The sequence below is a fragment of the Streptomyces zaehneri genome, assembly GCF_032248645.1.
Taxonomy (GTDB): domain Bacteria; phylum Actinomycetota; class Actinomycetes; order Streptomycetales; family Streptomycetaceae; genus Streptomyces; species Streptomyces coriariae.
This window is the reverse complement of record NZ_JASTTJ010000003.1, coordinates 216,598-236,722: the sequence shown is the minus strand read 5'-3', so window position 1 is coordinate 236,722 and position 20,125 is coordinate 216,598. Positions and strand designations below refer to the sequence as shown.

General features: G+C 73.9%; 13 protein-coding genes. 6 read left to right on the top strand and 7 right to left on the bottom strand.

Annotated features, from left to right (window positions below; translation table 11 throughout):
* Positions 1-7: 7 nt before the first annotated feature.
* The 3 genes from QQM72_RS06700 to QQM72_RS06690 are packed head-to-tail and all read right to left on the bottom strand — an operon-like array spanning position 8 to position 4,145.
* Positions 8-1,318 carry an NAD(P)/FAD-dependent oxidoreductase gene (locus QQM72_RS06700; RefSeq protein ID WP_314220143.1) on the bottom strand — a complete coding sequence of 437 codons (1,311 nt, stop codon included), beginning with the start codon at positions 1,316-1,318 and terminating at the stop codon, positions 8-10.
* 26 nt (positions 1,319-1,344) lie between these two features.
* Complete coding sequence (locus tag QQM72_RS06695; protein ID WP_314219849.1) at positions 1,345-2,709, bottom strand: FAD-dependent oxidoreductase; 1,365 nt, start codon at positions 2,707-2,709, stop codon at positions 1,345-1,347.
* Positions 2,706-4,145, bottom strand: a complete 1,440-nt coding sequence (locus tag QQM72_RS06690; protein WP_314219848.1) for an FGGY family carbohydrate kinase — start codon at positions 4,143-4,145, stop codon at positions 2,706-2,708. Before QQM72_RS06690 ends, QQM72_RS06695 begins: the two co-directional genes overlap by 4 nt.
* A 308-nt stretch (positions 4,146-4,453) precedes the next feature.
* Between QQM72_RS06690 and QQM72_RS06685 the strand changes: the two genes are divergently transcribed.
* The 5 genes from QQM72_RS06685 (at position 4,454) to QQM72_RS06665 (ending at position 12,341) form a co-directional block, all read left to right on the top strand.
* Positions 4,454-5,449, top strand: coding sequence for a hypothetical protein (locus QQM72_RS06685; protein ID WP_314219847.1), 996 nt, complete (start codon positions 4,454-4,456; stop codon positions 5,447-5,449).
* Between the two features lie 132 nt (positions 5,450-5,581).
* Entirely contained in the window at positions 5,582-7,141 is a 1,560-nt protein-coding gene (locus QQM72_RS06680; RefSeq protein ID WP_314219846.1) for an amino acid permease, read from the top strand.
* A 201-nt stretch (positions 7,142-7,342) separates the two neighbouring features.
* Entirely contained in the window at positions 7,343-8,440 is a 1,098-nt protein-coding gene (locus QQM72_RS06675; protein WP_314219845.1) for a mechanosensitive ion channel family protein, read from the top strand.
* A gap of 641 nt (positions 8,441-9,081) precedes the next feature.
* A complete protein-coding gene (locus QQM72_RS06670) occupies positions 9,082-11,301 on the top strand; it encodes an NADP-dependent isocitrate dehydrogenase (RefSeq protein ID WP_314219844.1) in 2,220 nt (739 codons plus the stop codon).
* A 239-nt stretch (positions 11,302-11,540) separates the two neighbouring features.
* Positions 11,541-12,341: an N-formylglutamate amidohydrolase gene (locus QQM72_RS06665; RefSeq protein ID WP_314219843.1), complete on the top strand. Its 801-nt coding sequence runs from the start codon at positions 11,541-11,543 to the stop codon at positions 12,339-12,341.
* 233 nt (positions 12,342-12,574) lie between these two features.
* Here the strand turns inward: QQM72_RS06665 and QQM72_RS06660 are convergent, their stop codons facing one another.
* The 3 genes from QQM72_RS06660 to QQM72_RS06650 all read right to left on the bottom strand — a co-directional run bounded on the left by QQM72_RS06660 (position 12,575) and on the right by QQM72_RS06650 (position 15,169).
* Entirely contained in the window at positions 12,575-13,072 is a 498-nt protein-coding gene (locus QQM72_RS06660) for a hypothetical protein (RefSeq protein ID WP_314220142.1), read from the bottom strand.
* Between the two features lie 14 nt (positions 13,073-13,086).
* Positions 13,087-13,662, bottom strand: coding sequence for an RNA polymerase sigma factor (locus QQM72_RS06655; RefSeq protein ID WP_314219842.1), 576 nt, complete (start codon positions 13,660-13,662; stop codon positions 13,087-13,089).
* Between the two features lie 70 nt (positions 13,663-13,732).
* Positions 13,733-15,169: a S8/S53 family peptidase gene (locus tag QQM72_RS06650; protein ID WP_314219841.1), complete on the bottom strand. Its 1,437-nt coding sequence runs from the start codon at positions 15,167-15,169 to the stop codon at positions 13,733-13,735.
* A 209-nt stretch (positions 15,170-15,378) separates the two neighbouring features.
* On the opposite strand from QQM72_RS06650, the gene QQM72_RS06645 reads away from it, so the two are divergent.
* Entirely contained in the window at positions 15,379-17,997 is a 2,619-nt protein-coding gene (locus QQM72_RS06645) for a CHAT domain-containing protein (RefSeq protein WP_314219840.1), read from the top strand.
* Between the two features lie 21 nt (positions 17,998-18,018).
* Here QQM72_RS06645 and QQM72_RS06640 read toward each other — a convergent pair whose 3' ends face one another.
* On the bottom strand, positions 18,019-20,082 hold the full coding sequence (locus tag QQM72_RS06640) for a LuxR C-terminal-related transcriptional regulator (RefSeq protein ID WP_314220141.1): 2,064 nt from the start codon (positions 20,080-20,082) through the stop codon (positions 18,019-18,021).
* Positions 20,083-20,125: the final 43 nt, after the last annotated feature.

The window sequence follows — 20,125 nt, the reverse complement described above, 5'->3', positions numbered from 1 at the left end:
GGCCGTCTCACGGCCGGACGCTCACGTGAACGGGACCGCCTTCCGGGTCGACCCGGTGCGTCCAGCCGGCCGGCAGGCGCAGGGTGCGGTTCGGCAGGGCGGCCGTCCACAGCCGTTCCCTGTGCAGCACGCGCCCGTTCTGGGTGACGAGCAGCAGGACGGGGCGGGCCAGTCCCCTGGCGGTGCGCAGGACGTACGGCAGGCGGTCCGCCGCAGTGACGCGGTTCGGGGCGATCCAGCGCAGGGGCGGATCCACGAGGAGCGGCACGGCGTCGGCGCGGTCGGCGCCCGAAGGCCGACCGGTGGCCGCGAGACGGTCGGTGGCCTCGAGGTGGTCGGTGGCCTCGAGGTGGTCGAGGACGGCTCCGGCGGCGTGGGCGCCCTCACGGACCGCGGTCGCCGCGCTCTCCACGGCGTGCAGCACGCTGCCGACGGCGAAGACACCGGGGCGTGAGGTGCGCAGGGCACCGTCGACGGCCGGGCCACGGGTGCCGGGGTCCAGGGTGAGCCCGCCGCGCCGGGCCAGTTCGTGGTCGGGGACGAAGTCGCCGGTGAACACGACGGTGTCGCAGGGCAGTACGGCCGTACGGCCGTCGCGGTGCCGAACCCGCACGCCCGACAGGCGTCCCTGGCCCAGCAGTTCGGCGACCGTGGCGCCGGTGAGGAGCGGAGTGCCGTGGCGCAGCCGGGAGTCGGCGGCACGGGCCGGGGTGGTCTGCGGGCGGGGCAGGTCGGTGAGCATCGCCACGACCGTGGCGCCGGCTGCCCGTACGGTGTCGGCGGCGGCGTACGAGACGTCCTCCGCGCCGACCACCACCGCGCGGGTACCGATCCGCTGCCCGTAGAGGTGTACGGCCTGCTGGAGTTCGCCGGTGGTGTAGACACCGGCCGGGCGGGTGCCGGGCACCAGCCTGGCCGCCCGGGGGCGTTCGCGGGCGCCGGTGGCCAGGACGACCGCCCGTGCGGTGATCGTCCCGGGCCCCTCGGCGCCGAGGGTGTGCAGGGCGAGGGGGCCGGCCCAGTCGAGGGCCGTCACGCCGGTGCGGACGGTCGCCCCGGCCTGCCGGGTCGCGGTGACCAGCAGCCGGGCGTACGCGGGGCCGGTGAGGGGATGCAGCAGGGTGCCGTAGCCGCCGTGCGCGCAGTGCCGCGGCGCTCCCCCGGCCCGTGTCTCCCGGTCCACGATCTCGACGCGGCCCGCTCCGGCGGCGGCGAGCCGGGCGGCGGTCGCGAGACCCGCGGGGCCCGCGCCGACGACCAGGACGTCGACCCGGCGTGCTCCGGCCGCTTCCGGGCCGGTCCTGTCCGCGCCGTTCATGTCCGGGCCGTTCATGTCCGGGCCGTTCATGTCCGGGCCTCCTCCAACAGGGCCCGCACGGCCGCCCCGCAGTGGAAGCCCTGGCAGCGGCCCGCGCGGGCCCGGGTGCGGCGGCGCAGTCCGTCGAGGGTGCGCGGCGGGATCGTGTCGGCGAGGGCGTCGCGGATCGCGCCCCGGGAGACGCGTTCACAGTGGCAGACGAGGACGCCGTACTCGGGGCCGGTCCGCTGCCGGTTCATCCGGACCGGTCGCAGTGCGCGCACCGGCCCCGGGTCGAGGCCGGTCTCGGTCTCGAGCAGACCGACGACGTGGGCGGCGATGGCGAGGGACGCGGTCAGACCGGTGGAGCGGATCCCGCCGACGGTGACAACGGCCCGACCGGGGTGGGCGGTGATGCGGTAGTCGTCGTGCTCGGTGGCGGCGCGCAGTCCGGCGTAGACGGCGGTGACCTCCTCGTCCAGGAGCCCGGGCAGGATGCGGCCGCCCTGCGCGCGCAGCCCCGCGAGGCCGTCGGCCGTGGAGTGCGTGGCCCGTTTGTCGTCCAGGTCCTCGGCGGTGGGGCCGAGCAGGACGTTGCCGTACACGGTGGGGGCGACCAGGACGCCCTTGCCGAGGGCCGTGGGCACGGGCAGCAGGATGTGGTGGACGAGATCGCGGGCGAACGTGTCGAAGACGATGAGCTGGCCGCGGCGCGGGGTGACGGTGAAGTCGTGGTGGCCGAGCAGCCGGTCGAGCGCGTCGGCGTGCAGCCCGGCCGCGTTGACGAGGAAGCGGGCGCGCAGGATGCCCCGGCCGGTGTCGATCAGATGGGTGTCGCCCTGCCGGTCCACCTGCCGGACCGGGGAGTCGAGGTGCAGGTCCACGCCGTGCCGCACGGCCTGGGTGGCGTACGCCAGCGGGGTCGTCCAGGGGCAGATGACGCTCTCGCCGGGCACGTGCAGGGCGCCGAGCGCGCCCGGTCCCAAGTGCGGTTCGCGCGCGTACAGTTCGGCGGCCCCGATCAGGCGCGCGGCCCGGTACTCGTTGCGCTCGGCCTTCTGCGCCAGGCGGGGCAGGGCGGCGAGCTGCTCCTCGTCCCAGGCCACGAGCAGCGCGCCGACCGGATCGACGGGGATGCCCGACTCGGCGGCGTACGCGGCGAGCAGGGCGGCGCCCTCACGCACCAGGCGGGCCTCCAGCGAGCCGGGGACCGCGTCGAAACCGGTGTGCAGGATCGCGGTGTTGGCCTTGGACGTGCCCTGGCCGATGTCGTCCTGGGCCTCGACGAGGGCGACCTTCAGGCGGGGCCGACGGGCGAGTTCGCGGGCGACGGCACAGCCGACGACCCCGGCGCCGACGATCGCGACGTCGTACGGAGCCGTGGGCAGCGGCCCCTCGGAGGTCACCGTCATGCCGACTCCCGCTCCAGCAACACGGCTACGGCGGAACGGAATTCGCCCAGCCGGTGCGCCGCCTCCGCCGCCGGGACGCGCGGCTCGTACACGGCCGAGGGCCCGCTGCCGGGCAGCGGGTCGGCGACGCTCGGACCGGGGGTGACGCCGAGGCGGGCCAGGGCGCCCGCGCCGAGGGCGGTCGCGTCGGGCAGCGGGGACACCTCGACGCGACACTGCGCCAGGTCGGCCTGGGTCTGCATGAGCAGCGCCGAGCGGGTCAGGCCGCCGTCGACCCGCAGGGTGGACACGGGCGTGCCGAGGTCGGCCGCCACGGCCTCGGCCAGCTCCACGACCTGTGCGGCCAGGCCCTCGCACAGGGCGCGCACCAGGTGCCCCGGGGTGGTGTCCAGGCCGAGTCCGGTGAGGGAGCCGCGCAGGTCACCGCGCCACCAGGGGGCGGCCAGTCCGGCAAGGGCGGGAACGAAGGTGACGCCCCCGCTGTCGGGCACGGTGGCGCCGACGGTGTCGAGGTCGGCGGCGCCCTGGATGACACCGAGGCCGGCGAGCCAGCGCACGGCGGAGGCGGCGGTGTACACCTGGCCGTCGAGACAGTAGGCGGTGCGTCCGCCCAGCCGCCAGGCGACGCAGCCGACCAGTCCCGAGGCGCTGCGGCGGGCCGTGTCGCCGGTGGGGGCGAGGAGGAACGCCCCGGTGCCGTAGGTGCATTTGGCGACACCGGGTGTGGTGACGCGGTGGGCGAACAGGGCGGCCTGCTGGTCGACGGCGAGGCCGGTGAGCGGGATCTCCGGGCCGAACGCGCGGGTCGTGCCGACCGGTCGGGCGTTGTCGACGATGTCCGGGAGCCGTTCACCGGACAGTCCGTAGAGGTCGAGGGCGCGCGGCGACCACCGCGAGCGGTCCAGGTCGAGCAGCTGGGTGCGGCCCGCGGTGGCGGCGTCGGTGACAAACGCGCCGGTGAGGCGGTGGACCAGCCAGGCGTCGCTGGTGGTGACGACTCCCTCGGTGGTGAGGTGACGTCGTATCCAGGCCATCTTGGGGGCGGCGAAGTACGGGTCCAGGGGCAGGCCGGTGAGGTGGCGCAACTCAGCTGCGTAAGGCTCCAGTTCGGCGCAGACCGAAGCGGCCCTGCGGTCCTGCCAGACGAGGGCGTCGGTGAGCGGGCGGCCCGTGGCCGGGTCCCAGGCGAGGACGGTCTCGCCCTGGTTGGCGAGGCCGAGCGCCACGACGGGTTCGCGGGCCTCGGCCAGCGCGTGGCGGCCGGCCGCGACGACCGAGTCGTACAGCGCGCCGGGGTCGACCTCGGCCAGTCCGCCGGATGGGTAGCGGGGGTGCACGGAGGCGAACCCGCTCCCGATCACGCCGCGTTCGGGGCAGATCACCAGTGCCTTGGTTCCGGAGGTGCCCTGGTCGACGGCGAGGACCGGACCCGTCATCGTGCCTCCCTGGGTGATCGGTCGGTGATCACGGGGCGACAGCCTGCCGTCGGGCCACGGGTCCCGTCAAGAGGCCCCGGACCAGCGGCGACCCGGCCCTCGTTCGCTGGTTGATGGTCAGTCAAATGCATTGTGCAAAAGGAGAGTTGGATCGAGCGGGAAACGCGTGTGACGCCTTTCCCGCGCCTCTATAGTGACGGCCGTCCGACGCGATCTCCTCACCCGCCGCTCCATCCGCCGCCCCGAGGAGGGCTGTTGTTACTCCACCCTGCCGTCGTGCCGGTACCACGCCCGCGGGCGGGTGGCTGATGGCGAGAGACGGAGCACGGCCGGCCTACGACCCCGCCGGGCACGACGGCGATCTGCGTGCCGCTCTCCAGGAGGTCCGCACCGGGCGCTGGCTGTCGATGCGCGTCCTGCTGGAGCGCACCACCGCGTGGTGCCAGTGGACGCGGCGTACCCAGGTGCTGGCCGCCGCGGCGGCCGGGACGGACGTGGTGCGGGCCTGGCTGGCCGAGGAACCGGACAGCGTGCCGGCCACGGTGATGCAGGCCCGGGTCGCCGTCGAGCGGGCGCTGCGGGCGCATCGCGAGCGCCATCTGCGCACGCACGAACTGTGGATCGAGGCCTGGGACCTGAGCCAGTCGGCGGCCCGGACGGCGCCGCCGGACCCGGTGCCGTGGGTGTGTCTGCTGGCGCTGGCCCAGCTGGACCGCAGGCTGCTGTGGGCGGAGCACCGGGCGCGGCCGCCCGAGCCGGGCCTTCCGCCGGGCCCGTGGGGGCTGCTGGCCGAGGCCGGCCGACGCGACCCGCACAACCGCGAGGCGCACCACCGCATGCTCCAGTTCCTGTACACGCAGGCGGGTTCCGGACGGCTGGCGGGGGCGGCGGGCTTCGCGCACCGGGTCGCGGGCACCGCACCGCCGGGTTCCGCGCTGCACGTCCTGCCGCTGTACGTGCGGGCCGAGCGCTACCGGCGCGGCGGCGGGCGCGGCGCCGCCCTCGACCTGCACTGGGTGGCGGAGGACGCGACCCGGGAGGCGCTGCGGGCGCGGGAGGCGTGGTTCGACCGCGCCGGCCCCGCCGAGCGCTCGCCGCTCGACCTCAACCACCTGGCGCACGCCCTGTGGGGAGCGCTCCGCTTCGCCGACGCGGCCGAGGTGTTCGACGCGATCGGCCCGTACTGCACGCCGCTTCCCTGGGCGTACCGCGCCCCGGCCCCGGGGGATCACGCCGAGGCCGTGCAGGTGTTCCTCCAGGCCCGTACGCGCAGCCGGCCTCCGGCGCGGGGGCCCGGTTCCTGACACCGTCCGCGTCCCCTGCCCCCTGCCCCCCTACTACTCATCGCCCGCCACTCCCCCGACTCCCCCCACTCCCGCCTCCCTCCTCTTCTGCCCCGCGCTTCCTCGTGGCCCGTCTTCCTCCGGAGGTTTGTCATGTCCAGCGTCCCCGACCCCGCGGCTCTGCCCGGCTTACCCGCCGCACCCTCCGTACCCTCCGTACCCGGTCCCGACGAGGAGCAGCGGCTGCGCGAACTCGGCTACCGGCCGGTGCTGGCCCGCCGGATGGGCGGCTTCGGCAACTTCGCGATCAGCTTCTCCGTGATCTCGATCCTGTCCGGCTGTATGACCCTGTACGGCTTCGGCATGGGCGCGGGCGGCCCCGCGGTGATGCTGTGGGGCTGGGCGGGCGTCGGCCTGTTCGTGCTCTGCGTCGGGCTCGCGCTGGCCGAGGTCACCAGCGCCTATCCGACCTCCGGCGCCCTGTACTACATGGCCGACCGGCTCGGCGGCCGGCGCTGGGGCTGGTACACCGGCTGGCTGAACCTGCTCGGCCTGCTCGGCGCGATCGCCGGCATCGACTACGGCGCCGCGCTGTTCGTGGGCGCGTTCGCCAATCTGCGCTGGGGCTTCGAGCCGACGCCGGAGAAGACGATGCTGATCTTCGTGGCGATCCTGCTGCTGCACGCCGTGCTGAACCTGTTCGGCGTCCGCCTGGTCAGCGTCCTCAACTCGGTCTCCGTCTGGTGGCATCTGGCGGGGGTGGCGCTGATCGTCGGCGCGCTGTGGATCGTCCCGGACCACCACCGGTCGCCGTCGTTCGTGTTCACCGAGTTCGTGAACGACACCGGCTGGCACAACCCGGTGTACGTGGCCGCGATCGGGCTGCTGCTGGCCCAGTACACGTTCTCCGGCTACGACGCCTCGGCCCATCTCTCCGAGGAGACCTCCAACGCCTCGGTGGCGGCGGCCAAGGGCATCGTGCGTTCCATCTGGGTGTCGTGGCTCGCGGGCTTCGCGCTGCTGGCGGGGCTGACCTTCGCCGTCCAGGACTACGCCGCCACCCGCGCCACCGCCACCGGCGTGCCGCCCGCGCAGATCCTCCTCGACGGGCTGGGCACGGACGGTGCGAGCGCGCTGCTGGTCGTGGTGATCACCGCCCAGTTGTTCTGCGGGAACGCCGAGGTCGCCGCCGCCAGCAGGATGGTCTTCGCGTTCAGCCGGGACCGGGCCCTGCCCGGCTCGGCTCTGTGGCGCAAGGTCAGCAGCCGTACCCAGACGCCGGTCGCCGCCGTGTGGCTGTCGGTGGCGGTCGCGGGTGTGCTCGCCCTGCCGTCCCTGTACTCGGCGACGGCGTACGGCGCGGTCACCGCCATCAACGTCATCGGCATCACACCCGCGTACGCCATCCCGGTGCTGCTGCGGCTGCGCGCCGGGGACCGTTTCCGGCCGGGTCCGTGGCATCTGGGCCGCTGGAGCCGTCCGGTCGGGTGGGTCGCCGTGGTGTGGGTGGCCTGTGTGACGGTGCTGTTCTGCCTGCCCCAGTCGTCGCCGGTGACGGTGGACACGATGAACTACGCGTCCGTGGCGCTGGCCGTCGTACTGCTCCTCGCCACGGTGTGGTGGTTCGTGGCCCGCCGTTCGTACGGGACGCCCACCACGGCGGCCTACGGATCGGACCGCGAGCAGGCCGAACTGGCCGAGGGAATCGTCTGAGCTGCGGGATCCCGCCACCGCGAGCCGATCCTCGGGTACGAACTCCCGTGCCGGATACGGCAGGATGAGCGGTCGCGCCCGCTGCGCGAACGGCGGGCGCGACCGCACACCCCGGAACCGAACAGGTGACATCGTGACGAGACTTCACATCCGGCCGTCGGCGACCCCCCGTGCCGCGGATCGACTTCCCGGAGGTGACCGGTGAACCGCGCCCTGACCCTGGACGACGCAGTCATCGCCGGAATCGCCCTGGCCACCGGCCTGTTGGCCGCCTTCCTGTCCCGCACGCTGCTGCGCTGGCTGGCGAAGCACGCCAAGCGCACGAGGTGGAGCGGCGACGACGTCGTCGTGGACGCGCTGCGCACGGTGGTGCCGTGGTCGATGATCGCCGGTGGCGCGGCCGCCGCGGCCGCGGTGCTGCCGCTGACGAAGGCCGTCCAGCACACCGCCAACCAGTGCCTGACCGTGCTGCTGATCTTCGTGGTGACCGTGTCGGCGGCGCGGGTCGTCGCCGGCCTCGTGCAGTCGGTGACCTCCTCGCGCTCCGGGGTCGCCGGGTCGGCCACGATCTTCGTGAACATCACCCGGATCCTGGTCCTGGCGATCGGCTTCCTGGTGGTGCTCCAGACGCTGGGCATCTCCATAGCCCCGCTGCTCACCGCCCTGGGCGTCGGCGGTCTGGCCGTCGCGCTGGCCCTCCAGGACACCCTGGCGAACCTGTTCGCGGGCATCCACATCCTGGCCTCCAAGACCGTCCAGCGCGGTGACTACATCAAGCTGAGCAGCGGCGAGGAGGGCTATGTCGAGGACATCAACTGGCGTCAGACGACCGTGCGCGCCCTCTCCAACAACCTCGTCGTCATCCCCAACGGACAGCTCGCCAAGACGAACATGACCAACTACATGCGTCCCGAGCAGCAGTTGACGATCCTGGTGCAGGTGGGCGTGGCCTACGACAGTGACCTGGAGCAGGTGGAACGGGTGACCTCGGAGGTCATCGCGGAGGTCATGACGGGCGTCGACGGCGCCCTCCCGGACCACGAACCCGCCATCCGCTTCCACACCTTCGGCGACTCGCGGATCGGCTTCACGGTGATCCTGGGCGTCGGCGAGTTCAGCGACCAGTACCGGATCAAGCACGAGTTCATCAAGCGGCTGCACCGCCGCTACCGCGAGGAGGGCATCCGGATCCCGGCGCCGGCCCGCACGGTGGCGTTGCAGTCGGGCGCGGTCGTCATCCCGCAGCAGCGGACCGGCGACGACTTCGTGCACGGCGGGATGAGCGCCCTGCACGACTGACGGCGGCCGAGGGCGTCGGCCGCCGGGTCAGAGCGCGGCCGAGTTCTCGTGCGGGTGCGCGCCCGCCTGCCGGCGGGGGCGGTGAGGGACGGCGTCACCGGGGTGACCGTCCGGTCAAGGACGGCCGGGCGTCCTCGGTGTCGTCGTGCCGTACAGCCAGGCCACCGGAAGCCGGACACGTCCTGCCCGCTGGTGTGCGAGGCGATGCCGATGCAGTCCTGCGTCGACGCAGGCGAGGTGGTGGGCGTCGACGCGGTGGCCATCGTTGCCGAGGGCCGGGAGGACGGGGTCGCCGAGGGTCTCGGGGGCCGTCCCGGGGGCCGGGGCGTCATCGGTCCTCGCGCCCGCGCACGCCGTGTCTCCCCCGGCCGGAACCGCCGCCGTGCCGATCAGTGCGGCCGCCGGGGCCGTCACTCTGCCGCGATGTCTCATGGTCCGTTTGCGCTCGGGCGGCCGGGTGGTCGGTCCGGCCGTCGGACGAGGTGCACGCTGTGCACCCGCGTGACCACGAGAACGGACGCTTCGGTCGCCCCGCCGGACCACCCGGACATCCCGGGGTGTGGGAGACCCCTGTCGAGCCGACGCCGGTCACGAGATATCTTGATGTCGAGCAATGTTGCAGACGTGGAGCGGAGCACCCGGTGACTGACTCGACCATCATCTATACGCACACTGACGAGGCCCCGGCCCTGGCGACGTATTCCCTCCTGCCGGTGGTCCAGGCTTACGCCTCTCAGGCGGGTGTCGCCGTCCAGACGCGGGACATCTCGCTGGCCGGGCGGATCATCGCCCTGTTCCCGGAGTACCTGACCGAGGACCAGCGGATCCCGGACGCGCTGAGCGAGCTCGGTGAGCTGGCCAAGACGCCCGAGGCCAACATCATCAAGCTGCCGAACATCTCGGCGTCGATCCCGCAGCTCAAGGCCGCGATCGCCGAGCTCCAGGCGCAGGGCTACGCGCTGCCGGCCTACCCGGACGACCCGAAGACCGACGAGGAGCGGGAGATCCAGGCCCGCTACGACAAGGTCAAGGGCTCCGCCGTGAACCCGGTCCTGCGCGAGGGCAACTCCGACCGCCGCGCCCCCGCGTCGGTCAAGAACTACGCGAAGACCCACCCGCACCGCATGGGCGCCTGGTCGCCGGAGTCCAAGACCAACGTCGCCACCATGGGCGTGGACGACTTCCGCTCCACCGAGAAGTCGGTCGTGATCTCCGAGGCCGGCTCCCTGAGGATCGAGCTGGTCGGCGACGACGGCTCCACCAAGGTGCTGCGCGAGTCGGTACCCGTCCTCGAGGGCGAGGTCGTCGACGCCTCCGTCCTGCACGTCGCGCCGCTGCGCGAGTTCCTCACCGCGCAGATCGCCCGGGCCAAGGCCGAGGGCGTGCTGTTCTCCGTGCACCTCAAGGCCACGATGATGAAGGTCTCCGACCCGATCATCTTCGGTCACGTGGTCCGCGCCTTCTTCCCGAAGACCTTCGCGCGGTACGGCCAGACGCTCGCCGCGGCCGGCCTGACCCCGAACGACGGTCTGGGCGGCATCTACAAGGGCCTGGAGTCGCTGCCGGAGGGCGCCGAGATCAAGGCCTCCTTCGACGCCGAGCTCGCCGAGGGCCCGGCACTGGCCATGGTCGACTCCGACAAGGGCATCACCAACCTGCACGTGCCGTCCGACGTGATCGTCGACGCCTCGATGCCGGCCATGATCCGCACCTCCGGTCACATGTGGGGCCCGGACGGCCAGGAGGCCGACACCCTCGCGGTGCTGCCGGACTCCTCCTACTCCGGCGTCTACCAGGCCGTGCTCGACGACTGCCGTGCCCACGGCGCCTACGACCCGTCGACCATGGGCTCCGTCCCGAACGTCGGCCTCATGGCGCAGAAGGCCGAGGAGTACGGCAGCCACGACAAGACCTTCGAGATCCCGACCACCGGCACGGTCCGCCTCGTCGACCGGGCCGGCAACGCGCTGATCGAGCAGACGGTCTCCGCGGGCGACATCTTCCGCGCCTGCCAGACCAAGGACGCGCCGATCAAGGACTGGGTGAAGCTGGCCGTCGCCCGCGCCCGCGCCACCGGCAACCCGGCCGTGTTCTGGCTGGACGAGACCCGCGCCCACGACGCGAACCTGATCGCCAAGGTCAACGCGTACCTGTCGGAGCACGACACCGAGGGCCTGGACATCCGGATCCTCAACCCGGTCGAGGCGACCAAGCTGTCGGTGGAGCGCATCCGCCGCGGCGAGGACACCATCTCCGTCACCGGCAACGTGCTGCGCGACTACCTGACCGACCTCTTCCCGATCCTGGAGCTGGGCACCAGCGCCAAGATGCTGTCGGTCGTCCCGCTGATGGCGGGCGGCGGCCTGTTCGAGACGGGCGCCGGCGGCTCCGCGCCGAAGCACGTCCAGCAGCTGGTCCGGGAGAACTACCTGCGCTGGGACTCCCTGGGCGAGTTCTTCGCGCTCGTGCCCTCCTTCGAGCAGTACGCCGAGTTCACGGGCAACACCCGTGCCAAGGTCCTGGCCGACACGCTCGACCGCGCCACGGCGACCTTCCTGAACGAGGACAAGTCCCCGACCCGTCGTGTCGGCGGCATCGACAACCGCGGCAGCCACTTCTACCTGTCCCTGTACTGGGCGCAGGAGCTGGCCGCGCAGACCGAGGACGCGGACCTCGCCAAGGCCTTCGCGCCGCTCGCCGAGACCCTCGCGGCGAACGAGCAGACCATCGTCGACGAGCTGAACGCCGTCCAGGGCAAGCCCGCCGACATCGGCGGCTACTACCAGCCCGACCCGGCGAAGGCGGCCGCGTTCATGCGCCCGTCGGCCACCTGGAACGAGGCCCTGGCGTCGCTGAGCTGACGCACCGCGACACCCACCTCCGCCCCGGCCGGGTCTCTCCCGGCCGGGGCGGCCGTGTGTCCTGCCCCGCCCCACCGCTCCGCGACACCGCCGACCCGGCCCCGTCCCACCGCCCACCGCCCTCGACCCTCGAGGAGCCGGCTTTCGGGGCGGCGACGACCGCACAGGTCATCCGGACGGGTCGACATGGCATCTTGATCATGCGCCACGCCCACCGACAACACCCCCGGAGCAGCCTCATGACCCCTGCCGCACCGTCCTTCTCCTTCCTCCCCGGCGCCGCCGGCTCGCCGGTGATCCTCCATGTGCCGCACTCGGCCCGGGAGATACCGGCCGGGGTGCGGGAGGGCATCGTGCTGGACGACGGGGCGCTGGAGCGGGAGCTGGACCACATCACCGACTCGCACACCGCGGAGATCGCCGAGGCGGCGGCGCGGCTGGCGGGAGTGACGCCCTGGCGGTTCGTGAACCGGCTGTCGCGGCTGGTCGTCGATCCGGAGCGGTTCCCGGACGAGCGCGAGGAGATGCGGGCCGTCGGCATGGGGGCCGTGTACACGCGGACCACGCACCGCGAGGTGCTGCGGCCGCGGGAGACCGATCCCGAGCCGCTCGTCGCCCGCTACTTCAGGCCCTACGCGCAGGCGATGACCGACGCCGTCGCCGAGCGGCTGGCGGCGGTCGGACGTGCCGTGGTCGTCGACGTGCACTCCTACCCCGCCGAGCCGCTGCCCTACGAGCTGCACCCCGAGGGACCGAGGCCGCCGGTCTGCCTCGGCACCGACGCCTTCCACACCCCGCCCGAGCTGCTGGCCGCCGCGCGCGAGGCCTTCGGGGAGGCGGTCGGGGAAACCGGGCTCGACAGCCCGTTCGCCGGGGCCTACGTGCCCCTGGAGCACTACGGCAGGGAACCGCGGGTGAGCGCGCTGATGGTGGAGATCCGGCGCGACACGTACATGACGGAGCCGGGCGGACCGGCCGGCCCGGGACTCACCCGGCTCGCCTCGGCGCTCGCCGCCCTCGTGGACACCGTGTCCGCCTGACCTGCGACCCCACCCACCCGCATCGGACAGGTTGCCGGACCCGGTGCCGGTCGGCGACACGGCCGAGCAGCCCACCGTGGCGGCCTGCCGGGCCCCGTCCGCCGATGGGCGGCACGCCCGTCGACGCACCGCCGGCCGGCTGCCGGGGCTGCGGCTCACGGTCCCGGCCGGGCGGGTCGCCTCGCGGTGGAGGTCCGTCGTCCGGGGGCCGCGAAGGCCGTCCGTCGTCGGCCTCAGGCGCGCAGCCACTCCGTCACGACGACCTCCGCGTCGGTCCGCAGCCGGAGGGCGAACGGGCCGCCCGCAGGCGCGTCGCAGGCGAAGCGGCCCATGTCGTCGGCGGTGAGCGAGGCGCCCGCCCGGGGACCGTTCAGGACCTCGATCGAGGCCGACTGGGGCGGCAGCAGCTGACCCATCAGTCCCTCGTCGGTCACCTCCACGTCGACCGTCAGCCCACCCGTGTGGAAGGTCAGCATCCGCGGCACGTCCACCGCTCCCCGCACCGGGATGGCGTCGACCAAGGAGTCGAAGGTCAACTCGGCGATCCGCGCGTCCAGGTCGTGCAGCGCGTACGCCTCGATGGCGGCCCGCCGCAGCTCGGCGGGGACCGGGTCCAGGATGGCGGCGGCCTGGCGGAGTTCCTCCTCCAGCCGGTCGTGGTCGAACTCCTCGTCGACGAAGGGGACTTCGCCGAAGAAGTCGTCCGGCTCGTCGTCGTTGACGCCGTTCATGCCGTTCATGCCGTTCACAGTGCTCCCCGTGCGTCGAGTCGGGCGCGCAGGCGGCGCAGACATCGCTGGCGCATCGGTCCGATGCTGCCGACGGCGATGCCCAGGGCGGCCGACACCTCCTGATAACTGGGCGGCGGCGAGGCGATCAGGACCCGCAGCAGCTGCCGGCAGCGCTCGCCGAGCGCCTCGAACTCCTGCCACAGGAACCGGACCCGCTCGCTCTGCGCGGCCGCCTCCTCCGAGTCGAGGACCGACTGCTCAGGAGTCAGATCCTCACTGGCCCGGTCGAGCAGCAGCGGATCGTCGGTCGGCGTCAGCCGCCTTGAGCTCTTGATCACTTTCAGGCACTCGTTGCGCGCGGTGCTCGCGAGCCACGAACCGGCCTTGTGCGGCTCGCGGATCCGCCCGAGATGCTGGGCGAAGCGGAACCACACCGTCTGGTACACCTCGTGCCCGTCGGCGTCGGAGAGCCGATGCGCGCGCACGACCGACCACACCAATGGGCTCAGCCCGTCCACCAGCGCCTTCCAGGCCGCCGTGTCACCGTCGACGGCGGACTGGACGAGCGCGCCGACATCAGTACGGTCCACGGCCCCACCCCTCGTGTACGGCCTGTCATCGTACGCCGTGGCGGGGCACCTCTCGGACGTCATGCCGGCCTCACGCCGGACCCACCTGGGCCGGCCGCCAGGTGGGCGGAAGCAGTGCCGGTACCTGCGCACCCCGCACCTCGGCGAACTCGGAACCGGTGGCGAGGAGTCGGCGGGCGGCGGCCCGTGGATCGGTCAGCCCGTGCGCGCTCATGTGGGCCGCCACGAGCCCGGCCACCAGCGGGGTCGCGAAGGAGGTGCCGCTCCAGGACGCCAGCCCCTCGAACATCACCTGGTCCGGCTTGCCCGGGGTGACCTGCTGCGCCTCGCTCAACACCCCGGTGTGGCGCGGGGAGCGGCAGGTGCAGGAGTAGCCGAAGCCGTAGCGGCAGGCCTCGTAGGTGGAGTGCTGGTAGACGTACGGCACGGGGCTGTCGAACCCGGTGAGGGCGCTGGTGAGGCGCTCGCCGGGGGCGTAGACCTTCACCCAGGGGCCGTGGTTGCTGAAGCAGGCGCCGAACTCGCCGTCGCCGCGCAGCGCGCCCACCGACAGCACCGCGTCGGCGTACTCGGGCAGCGAGGCGTAGGCGGCGGGCCAGAAGGGCGCGGCGCTGCCGTTGTTGCCGGCCGCAGCGACCAACAGGGTTTCCTGGGAACGGAGTTCCTCCATGAACGCGGCCACGCCGAGCAGGCCGTCTACCCGGCCGTTGGAGGTGCCCGCCGACAGGCTGATGATGTCCGGCCAGCCGTCCTGCACGGCGTCGAAGAGCCGCTCGCCGAACTCGGACTCCAGGATCGCGCCGGCGTCGTTGAGGGTGCCCCGGACGGTGACGTCCGTGTCCGGCGCGACGGCCGCGACGAGCCCGGCGATGAACGTGCCGTGGCCGACGTACTGCTGGAGGATCCCGTCCTCGTCGGTCTCCCTGACCTGGGCGTCGCCCTCGGTGCGGGCCAGCAGCGGGTAGGAGCGGTAGTCGTGGGTCAGGCCGGTGTCGATCACGAGCACGCCGACGGCGTCGGAGCCCTCCGCGCCCGCCGCGGCACGGGCCGCCGGTGCCGCGGAGGGGTTGGGCCGGGCGCTGCGCGGGGCCGGCACCGGTTCGTCGCCGGGGCAGGCGTTGACGGCGATCGACACCAGGTGGTTGCGGCTGACCAGACGGCGGCCGGCCCGGCCCTCCGTCTCCCGCAGCGCGCGCAGGGCCCCGGCGACGGTGTGGTCGGCGCCGCGGCCGCCCTCGCCGGGGTCGCCGACCCGGATCCGGGTGATGCCCGAACGGTTGGTCTCCGGGCCCGCCCGGCGCACATGGTCGGGGACCAGACCCTCGGTCGCGGTGAAGTGCGAGCGGACGGCGTCCTCGACGGTCCGGGCCTCCTCGCCGTCGCGTGCGAGGACGACACCCTTCTCATAGATGAACTCGGCGGAGTCGTCCGGCCCCATCGCCAACGGGACGTCGGGCAGCGCACGTTGGAGATGGTCGAACTGCTCGTGGAATCGCTGTGGTGCCATGGCGTGTCCTCCCCTACAGCCGGTGGTCGACAGCAAGACCCGCGGGACGGCCGTCTGATACAGGTGGTGCGACGGCGGATAGGGGTGGTGCGGTTGCGTCCGCGCGCCCCCTCACGATGCCGATTCCGTTGACACGACGTCCAATTGTTACTGGTGGATACAGTGCCGAACCGGTGTGGCACGCAGGCCGGAGCACTACCATCCGTGGAGTGACAGCGGGAAACGAATCGGTTCTCGAACTGCTGCCGATGGTGTTCGCCGCCCCGGGCGACGCGTTGTCGCGGGCGGAAGGCGTGCTCGACACCGATCCGACGCCGTTGCACGCCTCGGTCGCCCACCAGGTGATCGGCATCTGGCAGCGGGACTGGGGCGACATGCGTCTGGCCCTGGACCATCTGCGGCGCGCCCGGGACCTCGCGGCGCGCGCGGACTCGGCCGAGCGGGAGGCGGACGTCCTCGGCACGCTCGGCGTGGCGCTGGTGCACGCGGGCCGGACCCGGCAGGGGCTCGCCGCCTTCGAGCGGGGGGTCGAGCGCGGGACCGGCCACACCCGCGCCCGCGTGATGTACCGGCGGGCCTACTCCCTGTGGGTCCTCGGCCACCATCGCGAGGCGCTGGAGGACGTACGCCGGACGATCCCCGTGCTGCGTCAGGCCGACGACGTCATCTGGACGGCGCGCGCCCTCACCCTGCGCGCCACCGTGCACCTGGCCCTCGGGGCGGTGGAGCGGGCCGAGGCGGACTTCACGGCGGCCGAGGCGCTGTGGGACACCACCGGCCAGGAGCACGACAAGGCGGACGCGGTGGAGAGCCGGGGGCTCGCCGCCTTCCGCTCCGGGGACGTGCCGGCCGCGCTGCGGCTCCTCGACGAGGCGGAGGAGCGGTACGCGAAGCTCGGCACGCCGACCTTCATGCTCAACATCCGGCGCTGCGAGGTCCTGATGGCCGCCGGTCTCGCGCCGGAGGCGCTGGCCGAGGCGGACGCGGCGATCGGCGTGCTGGACGGCATCGGCGGGCAGTCCACCCGCAAGGCCGAACTGCTGCTGACGGCCGCGAGGGCGGCGCGGCTGGCGGGCGATCCGGGGACGGCGATCGCCCGCGCGGCGGTGGCCGAGCGGCTCTTCGCCGGGCAGCGGCGCACCTGGTGGGAGACGCACGCCCGGCTGGTGCTGATCGAGGCGCGGGTGGCCACCGGACGCGGCTCGGGGCGGCTGGTCGCGGACGCCGCCAGGCTCGCCGAACGGCTGGCCTCCTTCCAGGCGCCGGCCGCACCGGAGGCCTGGCTGCTGGCGGGCCGGATCGCGCTGGACCTGAACTGGACCACGGACGCCGAGCGTTACCTCCAGATCGCGGCCCGCAGCCGGCGCAGCGGGCCGCCCCTGGCACGGATGACGGGCTGGGCGGCGCAGGCGCTGTGGGCGCGGGCCACCGGCTCGGGCCGGGGCGTGCTGGAGGCCTGCCGGCGCGGGCTCGACGTCCTCGACGACCACCGCACGACGCTGGGCGCCTCGGAGCTGCGGGCCCGGGCCACCGCGCAGGGCGCCGAGCTCGCCGCGCTGGCCCAGGAGGTCAGTCTGGAGCGGGGAGGGCCGAGACAGTTGCTGGTGTGGAGCGAGCGGTGGCGGGCCACGGCACTGTCGACGCCGCCCACCCGGCCGCCGGCCGACCCGGCGCTGCTGAGCGGGCTGACCGCGTTCCGGGTGATCGCCGCCCGCGCCGAGGCCGCCCGGATGGACGGCCGGCCGGTGCCGACGCTCGAGCGTGAACAGCGGCGCCTGGAGCGGGAGATCCGCTCCCGGACCCTGCACATCAGCGGGGTCACGCCCTGGGGCGGCGACCGGTTCGGCGGGGACCGGTTCGACGCGGGCCGGCTGCTGGAACGGCTCGGCGACGGGCGGCTGGTCGAACTGGCCGTACTGGACGGGCGGGTTCAGGTACTGCTGTGCGGGGGCGGGCGGGTGCGCCGCTTCCCGGGCGGGCTGCTGGCCGAGGCGGAGCGGGAGGCCGAACACGTACAGGCCGGACTACGGCGGCTGGCCCACCCCGGCGCGGAGGGCCGGCTGCCGGTGGTGGAGGCGGCGGGGCGCAGGCTGGAGGAACTGCTGCTCGGCGAGGCGGCGAGGCACCTGGGCCCGGGTCCGCTGGTCGTGGTGCCGCCGGCCCGGCTGCACCGGGTGCCGTGGGCACTGCTGCCGTCGCTGCGGGAGCGGGTGGTGAGTGTGTCGCCGTCGGCCAGCGGCTGGCTGCGCGCGCGGGAGACCGAACCGCCCCCGGGCGGCCGGCAGGTCCTCGTACGGGGGCCGGGGCTCGCGTCCTGCGGGGCGGAGGTGCCGGAGGTCGCCGGGCGGTACGGCAGGCCGATCGTGCTGGAGCAGGAGGACGCCCATGTGTCGCGGGTGTTGAAGGAGTTGGACGGGGCCGCGCTGGCGCACATCGCCGCGCACGGCACGTTCCGCGGCGACAGCCCGATGTTCTCGTCCCTGCGGATGGCGGACGGACCGCTGATCGTCCACGACTTCGAGCGGCTCGCCCGCAGCCCGTACCGGATCATCCTCTCCAGCTGCGACACCGCCCGGCTCGCCTCGGTCGGCGCGGACGAACTCCTGGGCCTGGTAACGGCGTTGCTGCCGCTGGGCACGGCGGGTGTGCTGGCGAGCAGCGCTCCCGTCAACGACGCGGCGGTCGTCCCGCTGATGCTGGCCCTGCACAAGGGCATCAGCGCGGGCCTCTCCCTGGCCGAGGCCCTGCGGGACGCCCGTGCCGCGCTGCCGGACGACGCGCTGCACCAGGCGACGGGATGGGCGTTCACGGCGTTCGGCGCGGCCTGAGACGCCCCGGGGCCGGCCTGTTCAGGCCGGCTGATCGACCAGCCACGGAAGCGCGCCGCGGTCGCCGGCGCCGAGCCGGGTGTAGGCGCCGTAGAGGTGGTTGCCCACGGTCCGGACGGACAGGGTGAGGCGTTCGGCGATCTGCCGGTTGCTGAGGCCCGCCGCGGCGAGGGTGACGATCTGCCGTTGGCGGGCGGTGAGTTCGCCCAGGACCAGACCGGACAGCGCCGGGGTGCGGGCGCCCTGGCAGCGCCGGGCCAGGGCGACGGCACGCGTACGGGCGGTGCGGGCCGCACCGGCGTCCCGGTGGACGCGTACCGCCTGCGCGTACGCCTCGGCCGCGAAGAGAAGGAATCCGCGCTCCTCCAGCTCGGCGGCCACCAGGTCGAGCGCCGGTCCGTCACCCCGGGCCAGCGCCCGGGCGTGCCGGGCGAGGCAGCCGTCGCTGGGCAGCAGCCCGATCGCGCGCCGGGGAGCCCCGAGGCGGACGGCGTCGTAGGCGATGTAGGGGTCGTGGGCGTTGTAGGGGTCGTGGGCGTGGCAGAGGCCACTGGTGCGGGTGCAGGGGTCGTCGGAGCCGGGCCCGGTACCGGTCTCAAGCCCGGTCTCGGCCCCGGTCTCAAGCCCGGACTCGGCCCCGGTCTCAAGCCCGGACTCGGCCCCGGTCTCAAGCCCGGACTCGGCCCCGGTCTCAAGCCCGAACTCGGCCCCGGTCTCAAGCCCGAACTCGGCCCCGGTCTCAAGCCCGGTCTCTTCGAGTGTCTTCAGGGCCGTGTCGAGGTCTCCGCGGGCTGCCGGGGGCCAGGCGGCGGTGCCGGGGTGTTCGGCGAGGAGGTCGATCGGTGTGCCCGTCTCGCCCGACTGGGCGGCGGCCAGGGCCAGTTCGGTGCGGCAGGCGCGGTCCTGCGGGGCGGTCGCCAGGCCCTCCCGCGCCCAGGCCGCCGCCTCGCGCAGTTCACCCCGCAGCCGTGAGAACCGCGCGCGGACGGCGGCGTACCGCGCCGGTACCGGTTCCCCCTCGGCGACGGCCCACTCCCCCACCGGCGTGGGCGTCGTCCTGACGTCGGCCCGCTCGATGCGTCGGGTCAGCCCGGCCGCCTCGGCGTCGAGGGCGGACGCGGTGGACCGTCGTCGGCCGGTGAGCCGCCTCGCGCGCAACCGGCCCGCCTCGGCGCGCAGGACCGGGCCGTGCAGGGGGTGGGCCAGACGGACGGCCGTGTCGTCGCCCACGTCGAGGAGGCCGTCCGCCTCCAGGCGTTCGAGGATCCTCAGGTCCAGCGCGTCCGCCGCCAGTGGCAGCGGTTCGGCGAAGGCGAGCCGGTCGAGGATCTCGCGTTCGTCGGGGCAGGTGCGGGCGAGGACGGCGGCGGCGCGTTCGCGCAGGGCCGGGGTCACCGGGACGCGGCCGCGCCAGGCCCGCTCGTCGGTGTCCGCGTCCCTGGTCAGCAGGCTCTGCTCGCGCAGCGCGTCCAGCAGGTCGCGCAGGAGGCGCAGATCGCCCCCGCACAGGCGGTGCAGGCGGTTGACGGCGAGGGGTTCCAGGGGGCCGCCGGCGCCGGCGCCGAGGAGTGTGGCGGTGTCCTCGCGGGGCAGGGGTTCCAGGGCCAGGCGGGGCAGCAGTTCGCCGGTCCACAGGCGGGCGACCGCGCCGGGCGGGCGGGCCCCGTCCGTGACGAGGACCAGCAGACGGGTTCGGCCCTGGACGGCGAGCTGGTGGAGCAGGGCCGCGGAGGCGTCGTCCAGCAGATGTGCGTCGTCGGCCAGCAATTGCCTTACACCGGACAGGAGTTGGACCGCCCTGTGCAGGGTGACACCCTCGGGGAGCAGGTGGGCGAAGGCGGCGAACGGCAGGTCGCGGGTCCCGGGGGTGCCGGCCACCCGGGCGCAGTCGGTGCCGCGGAGCGCCTCCATGGCCAGCCGGGTACGGCCGCAGCCCGCCGGTCCGGTGATCACCATGCCGGGCCGGCCCACCGTCAAGGAGCGGCGGACGAGCGCCAGTTCCTCGTCGCGGCCCGTGAACGGCCACGGCAGTCGCAGGGTCCGGTCCTGGGGTTCGAAGGTCGTCACATCATGGGGAGTCGGCATACTCACGCCTGATACAGGGTGACTTGAGTAGCCCCCGACTCAG